This is a genomic window from Bartonella sp. CL266QHHD, from assembly GCF_042195355.1.
Taxonomy (GTDB): Bacteria; Pseudomonadota; Alphaproteobacteria; order Rhizobiales; family Rhizobiaceae; genus Bartonella.
Map to the genome: position 1 here is coordinate 562 of NZ_JBHIOD010000050.1, position 7,788 is coordinate 8,349.

4 protein-coding genes are annotated in these 7,788 nt (G+C 38.9%); 1 reads left to right on the forward strand and 3 read right to left on the reverse strand.

Annotated features, from left to right (window positions below):
• Nucleotides 1–44 precede the first annotated feature (44 nt).
• The 3 genes from ACFIK7_RS06790 to ACFIK7_RS06800 form a co-directional block, all read right to left on the reverse strand.
• Complete coding sequence (locus ACFIK7_RS06790; RefSeq protein ID WP_375663137.1) at nt 45–521, reverse strand: phage tail protein; 477 nt, start codon at nt 519–521, stop codon at nt 45–47.
• Nucleotides 522–702: 181 nt separating this feature from the next.
• Nucleotides 703–942 carry a hypothetical protein gene (locus ACFIK7_RS06795; RefSeq protein ID WP_375663138.1) on the reverse strand — a complete coding sequence of 80 codons (240 nt, stop codon included), beginning with the start codon at nt 940–942 and terminating at the stop codon, nt 703–705.
• Nucleotides 943–1,808: 866 nt separating this feature from the next.
• A complete protein-coding gene (locus ACFIK7_RS06800) occupies nt 1,809–2,939 on the reverse strand; it encodes a metallophosphoesterase (protein WP_375631202.1) in 1,131 nt (376 codons plus the stop codon).
• A 775-nt stretch (nt 2,940–3,714) separates the two neighbouring features.
• Between ACFIK7_RS06800 and ACFIK7_RS06805 the strand changes: the two genes are divergently transcribed.
• On the forward strand, nt 3,715–7,788 hold a 4,074-nt coding region (locus ACFIK7_RS06805; RefSeq protein ID WP_375663139.1), incomplete at its 3' end, for a beta strand repeat-containing protein.

The window sequence follows — 7,788 nt, forward strand, 5'->3', positions numbered from 1 at the left end:
GCTCATATCCTCTAGCTCTACAATAACGCGCTTTTTGGGTATCTTCATGGGGTAGGTTCCTCTTGGTAATACCCCATTTGATATTGTCTCTCTTGGTATTGTCCTTGTGGTTTTCCGCCATTAAAAAAGGGCAAGAGCGTAATGGAATAGCGGATGCGTTGGGATTGACCAGAAAGACTGATATAGTCGTGGTCTTTATTGATCGTGGTGATTACTACGGGTCCATGGAGAAGGACACTATAGGTGGTATCATTAATCCAACGAAGCATCTGGACCGGCTTTGCTCTTCGAATAGTTGTAGTGATGGCATCTATCGCTACCCAGTCCCCTAATTCTTCTGGAAACCAAACCCCATGAATGGTTTTTGCATCATTGCCATAGCCGGTAAATTGCAAACTGGGTGCCTTGCCAAAACGCTCCATACAAACCCATGAGGCAGAAAACTCTTCTTCAAAAGATTGGAAATTCAGCCACTCCACATAAAATTGATGCGGTCCTAACATCATCAAAGGATCTCTCATAGACTCCCTCCCATTGATTGTATCCCTTCCAGCACGTAATCTCTTTCGAAACGTATCATTGCATCTCTCCTACCATTGCGCACTCCTAGCACTTCATCCCTCCCCTCATTGTGTTCTTTCCAGCACGCCGTCTTTTCCCTTATTCTGTAACCCGTATCATTCTGTCCCGCCATGCAGGGCATTAGCGCGTGCCCGTTGAATGGCATGGGCCAACCGCACGACCAGTGACAACAGGATCACGGGCGCCATTGACATGCACTGTGACATTTTGATTGTGTGTGATGGTGGAGCGCTCTTTGCCTTTTGCTTCTGTGAAAGGGGAATTTGCACGCCCCGCCCCCGCAAATTGTGCTATGGGCTGGATTGGCGTTTTGCCCCCCAAAAAACTTGGCAAAAACTCTCTTAACATCAATCGACCCAATCCACCCCTTCATGCGATGGGGCAAAGATTTACAAAAATCTGTCAGTTGTGAGATGGTGCCCATAAAACCATCGACAATCGAATTAGCCAGATCTTCGCCCGCTTGTTCCATACTTGCCTTGGCAGCATCAGAGAGCTTTTCGCGGGCAAAAAAACTCTTTCTAAACTGAAACTTCTTAAAATCCCCTTTTTACACCTCTCTCAAAGCAAAGATAAAACTGCCAAGACACGTGAGAGTCATCTAAGGATAATTGCATGAGACCATAACAGCTATAAACAGACTCCAATATTTGTATCATATTATTGTAACGATTTACTTACGTATAAAAGAAGAAGATAAAATTGTAATACAACTAAAAGTTCATACGATTAATCAAGAGAAATTATACAGCATCACAAAACATCAATTGTTTGAAGATTATAAGTAAAAAATTGATCAAAATAAAAAGCTTTTCTTATGAAAAAGAAAAGTGTTGCCCATGAGTAGATATTATAAGCTCTAATAAAGGGCATAACTTAATAATTATACCGCAACAAATTAATAAAAACAGCCTTCTTGATGATTCTGGACAACAAGTGCTAGCAAATTATGAACACACCCTTGACAAACTCCCCTTTCTTCAAAGATGAAAGCCTAAAAAGAAAAAATAGAATAACAAACCATTATTCTGCTTTGTATTAAAGCTCAGTTCACATTAAACCATTGCACTTATAGCGTATAACCTGAAATCTTAGCAGCTTTGAAAAAAATATGTCTGATTTTTCACTCTATTTCTAAGTAACATTTAGACACTCCCACTGCTCTTCAAGTCCGCACATATAATACGTTTTTTCCCTCATGCTTTAAGACAAAGAAACAAATCCTATTATAACTTACTGCAACTTGCCGAAAATTGAGTGTCTTTCCCTATAACACCAAGATCTTTAATTAAAAGCGGTTTTCCTATTTCTCCATTATAGGCTTTAACGTGAATGGTCTTGCCTTTCACATCTAAGAGGTAATAATCTCCATTAAAAAGCGCACCAGCTGTATATATAGGGATATTTCCAAAAACCTTATCATTTTTCGCACGGCAATAAGACTGATAATGCGTGTGACCCACGAAGATTGCTTTAACATTATGAGAGGTAATAATTGACTTAAAGACCGACAAATCTTTAGCATTCTTTTTACGAATAAAAAAGGATTCACCATCAATGGAAGCAGCACGCGCATCATGAAAATTAATGATTGTCACTTTACCTCTTGCATCAGCAGCAGCTAAATCGTTCCTAAGCCAATCTAAAGATTTATTGATTTGCACTTCTGTAGACTGCCCCTTCAAACCAACCGTATAGCTTGGATAATTGTGAAGCTGCACATAGTGAACATCTCCATAATCCCAAGAATAACTCAAACTCCCCCTTATCGAGCGAATATTTCCACCCGAAATGGGAACCAAGCTTTCAGTAACATCTGCATTGAAATGCGATAATTGACTACGGTATTTTTTGATTTCCGATACCATTCTTGAAACTGCACTTATAGCACAAGCATCTTTGTAAAAACTGAATTCTTGAGGATTTGTACAATTACCAACATTATTGGCATAATCGTGATTCCCTAGCCCCTCATAGACAGGTGCTCCAAGAGTTTTATAAACATTTTCATAATCATCATAGTTTTTTTGTTGTCCAAACTCCGTCAGATCACCATTGACAATATGGAATGCAGCCTTGTGCGCTTTTATCACACCAGCAACCTGCTCATTTATCTTTAACCATGGCTCTCTGTTTGATATTCCATTGGCATCACCAGAGTTTAAACGCCACGGTTGCGGATCAGCCATAATGATAGCAGTATAATTTTTTGTAAGAGACTTTTCTTTCATAGACCAATCCATGAATGCATCATGATGAAGCCTCTTGTCTCTTTTTATTTTTTCAGAATCAAGATTAAAACAACCAGAGAGAGTAAAAGCAATCACGGTGATTACCAATTCAACTTTATATCTCATAAACCTATCACCATAAAAACGTTACATATTTTTTATATTAAAAAATTCCTCAGAGACAATTTTTTTAGATTTTATTGTCAAAAATATGTCAAAAATTCGAAATAACGAAAGCAATGATCCTTCAATGAAGGTGCACTTTGATGATATAAAAGCACTGTTGATTTCAAGCCTTCAACTTCAAGAACTTTAATTGATTAAGATTTATAAGCTTGGGCTCTGGCTCTTTCAAATGTCATCGATACATCAACAGCTTATAAAAACTTAGTCGTATACTATTAAAATATCCCCAACAGGAGAAAAAATATATTCTTATACTAGAGTGCCCAACTCCTTTGGATATCAAGATCAATTATATTATAATATTATGATAAATAAGGTATAAATAATCAAAAGTGCTAGCAACAGTGTTATAGTATTACCGTCATCATTCACTTTGATAAGCTATAAAAATGCAGCAATACTACATAAAATACTATTATTACTTTATAAAAAATAATATAAATTATGTAAAGTATAATAATAATAGTTATAATTTCTATAATGTAGATTTACAATAAATTTAATTATATAATATAAATCATTACAAGCACATTGTGTGTTAAATATAAATTCATACAAATTTAATATTATTTATTTTTTAATTTTGACAAAAAATCAAAAATGTCTTACCAAATAAAGAAAATTATCGAAATTAATAACAACTATCCATTTTCACTTCTTCTTATGAAGTTTGCGGGGAAATGAATATTTGGGGGCTCTCATAAGGAGAATACTGGTGTATAAAACATCCCTTTTATCATGCACGGCTGCGGCTGCTATCATCCTATTCAACATCCAGTTCACTGCACATGCTGAAACTCTTGGCGTTGCCAACGAAGAAAAAGATATATCCGGAAAAACGTACGAGACTATTTATGTAAAAGACAAAGGAAAAATCACCGGCAGTACTGTAACTGTAACTGGAAATGAAAACACAAATACAGACACAGGTAGCGATAAATATGTTGTAACAGTTGAAGGTGCTAACAGTGCGCTTGAATTAAATGGCTTAAATATTCAAGGCACTGATTCTGATGTTCGTTTCGGTATTTCTGTAAAAGACGGCGCTAACATCAACCTGACCGGGGGGAACATTACAGCTTCTCAAACTGGCGTTTATATTGATGGTAGTAAGAATAGTAGAAGTATACTGCAAAACGTAGTGATATCAGATAATAAAAATGAAGCATCATCACTCCTTGGAATAGAAATAAACAACGAAAGTTTAATTACTTTAGAAAATGTAACAGTTAAGCAAGCAGAAACTGGTATACTTGCGGATGACGTTTCTCAAGTTATAGTATCCGGAGGTTCATTCGAGGGTAAAATGGATGGCGTATATGCTATGGGCGGCACCACCATTACTGTAGATGGCGGTGCTAACATTACCTCATCTAATGGTAACGGACTCCATGCCGATGATGAAAATACCACCATAAAAATGACTGGAGGAAGCGTAACTGGAAAAGACGCAGCATTGTATACAAACGACGGTGGTCATATTAAAGTCACGGGTGGTACTCTAACAGCAAAGGGAGATACCACAAGTGCACCTACTACAGAAGGGGATAATCCTGCATCTAATAAGGGTACTAAAATTGAGAGTGGATTCGGCGCCTTGTCTCAAGGTGAAAACAGTGTGATTGAATTGTCTGATACAAAGATCAAAGATGCTACAATCGGGTTGAAAACACAAGAAAGTGGCGCAATCGCAATGACTGGGGGAAGCATTACAGCGTCCAAAGTTGGTGCATTCTTTTTGGATAGCAAAAGCAAAGAAAACGAACTGAAAGATGTAGTGACATCAAGTGGGAAAGATGATGCGCCACTAATCAATGGAATCAAGGCAACTAACAGTAATGTCACTTTAAATAATGTAACAGTGACGCAAGCACAAACTGCCATAGATGCATATGATTCCACAGTAAAAGTTTTAGGAGGATCATTTGATGCAGAAAAAGCAGCAATATTTGCTCAAAACGGCGGCAACATCACTTTAACTGGCGGTGCAAAAATTACATCATATAATGATGCTGGACTCTATGCGGAAGGCTCAAAGTCCATAATCGAAATGACAGGAGGGAGCATCACAGCGAAAGAGGAAGCAGTAACGACAACATACGGTGGCCATATTACTGTTACAGATGTCACCCTAAAAACAAATGGTGATGGATTTGGTGTAGCTTCTGATGACCTTGGTAGCATGATTGAATTACTTGGAAAGACAACGATTAGTGATAGTGCCGTCGGGCTTCAAGCACAAAACGGTGGTGTAATCAAGATGACTGGGGGAACCATTACAGCTTCCAAAGCTGGTGCTGGATTCTTAAACAGTAACAGCCGTGAAAACAAACTAGAAAATGTGACAATATCGAGTGGTAAAGACGATGCGCCACTGAACTTTGGAATAAAAGCAGATAAAAGTACCGTCACTTTAAAAGATGTAACAGTGATTCAAGCAGCTGCCGGTATATTTGCAGATCATGATTCGACAATAACAATCTCGGGAGGATTATTTGATGCAAAAGGTGCAACAATATCTGCTCAAAACGGCAGCGCTATCACTTTAACAAATGGTGCAAAAATTACATCATCTGGTGATGTTGGATTCTATGCAAAAGGTTCAAACTCCTCCATCACAATGATAGAAGGAAACGTCACGGGAAAAGGGAATGCTTTAGCTGCTGAAGATGGTGGCCATATTACTGTTACAGATGTTACCCTAAAAACAAATGATAGCGATAAGTCATCTGGTGTATTTTCTAATGGCGCAAATAGTGTAATTGAATTGCTTGGAAAGACAACAATTAGTGGTAGTGCAATCGGGCTTGCAGTACAAAATGATGGCGCAATCAAGATGATTGGGGGAACCATTACAGCTTCTGCAGCTGGTGCTGGATTCTTAAACAGTAACAGTCGTGAAAACAAACTAGAAAATGTGACAATATCGAGTGGTAAAGACGATGCGCCACTGAACTTTGGAATAAAAGCAGATAAAAGTACCGCCACTTTAAAAGATGTAACAGTGACTCAAGCAGCAGCCGGTATATTTGCAGATCATGATTCGACAATAACAATCTCGGGAGGATCATTTCATGCACAAAATACAACAATATCTGCTCAAAACGGCAGCGCCATCACTTTAACCAACAATGCAAACATTACATCATCTGATAACGTTGGACTCTATGCAAACAGTTCAAACTCCTCCATCAGCATGACGGGAGGAACCGTCACGGGGAAAGGTAATGCATTGGTTGCTGAAAATGGTGGCCATATTACTGTTGCAGATGTAACCCTAAAAACAAATGATAGCGATAAGTCATCTGGTGTATTTTCTAATGGCAAAGGCAGTGTAGTTGAATTGCTTGAAGGGGCAACGATTAGTGATAGTGAAATTGGACTTACAACAAACGATGGTGGCGCAATAAAAATGACTGGAGGAACCATTAAAACTTCTCTAGTTGGTGCTGTCTTCTCAAGCAGCAGCAATGAAAACAGACTAGAAGGTGTGACGATATCAAGTGGTAAAGACGATGCGCCACTGAGCTTGGGAGTAATAGCAGACCAAAACAGTATCGTCACTTTAAAAGATGTAACCGTCATGCAAGCAACCAATGCCTTAGTTGCAGATGATCACTCGACAATAACAGCCTCAGGAGGATCATTTCATGCACGAAATACAACAATATCTGCTCAAAACGGCAGCGCCATCACTTTAACCAACAATGCAAACATTACATCATCTGATAACGTTGGACTCTATGCAAATAGTTCAAACTCCACCATCAGCATGACGGGAGGAACCGTCACGGGGAAAGGTAATGCATTGGTTGCTGAAAATGGTGGACATATTACGGTCACAAATGTGTCTCTAAATGTTACAGATGTATCTGTAGATGACGAAGATATATCGTCTGGTGTATTTTCTAATGGCGAAGGCAGTGTAGTTGAATTGCTTGAAGGAACAACGATTAGTAATAGTGAAATTGGACTTACAACAAACGATGGTGGCGCAATAAACATGACTGGAGGAACCATTAAAACTTCTCTAGTTGGTGCCAGCTTCTTAAACAGTAACAGCGGTGAAAACAAGCTAGAAGGTGTGAAGATATCGAATAGTAAAGACGATGCGCTACTAAACTTTGGAATAAAAGCAGACAAAAGTACCGTTGTTTTAAATAATGTAGAAGTGACTCAGGCAGCCGCCAGTATAGTTGCAAATGATCACTCAACAATAACGGTCTCAGGAGGATCATTTAGTGGACGTGATGTAGGAGGAAGCGCCGAAGCCAGCAGTACGATTATCTTAAAAAACAATGCTAACATTACATCATCTGATGGCGGAGGACTCCTTGCAGACGGTTCAGGATCTAAGATCATGATGATGGGAGGATCCGTAGCCGCGAACGAAACAGCGTTATTCGCAATCAACGGAGGGCATATTGATGCCACAGATGTTGCTCTAAAAACAGAGGGAAAAGGAAACGGTGCATTTGTAAGTGGCAATGACAGCACAATTCAATTGCATGGTGATACAATAATTAACAATACTTTGGGCGGCCTTGGAGCAGTTGACGGTGGTAAAATCACCAGCAAAGATTTAACAATAATCGGTGGTGAAGCACTTGACGGCCCCGACAACGAACGCACTGGTATATGGACATCGGACTCTGGTAGTGAAGTTAGGTTAATGGGCAAAACAACCATTCAAAATGTTGATGAAGGGTTTTATGCAGACGGTGGAAGTCAAATCATTAGCGGAGATTTAATTATAACCGGTGGTGAAAGTAAAACAATGACCGTTGGT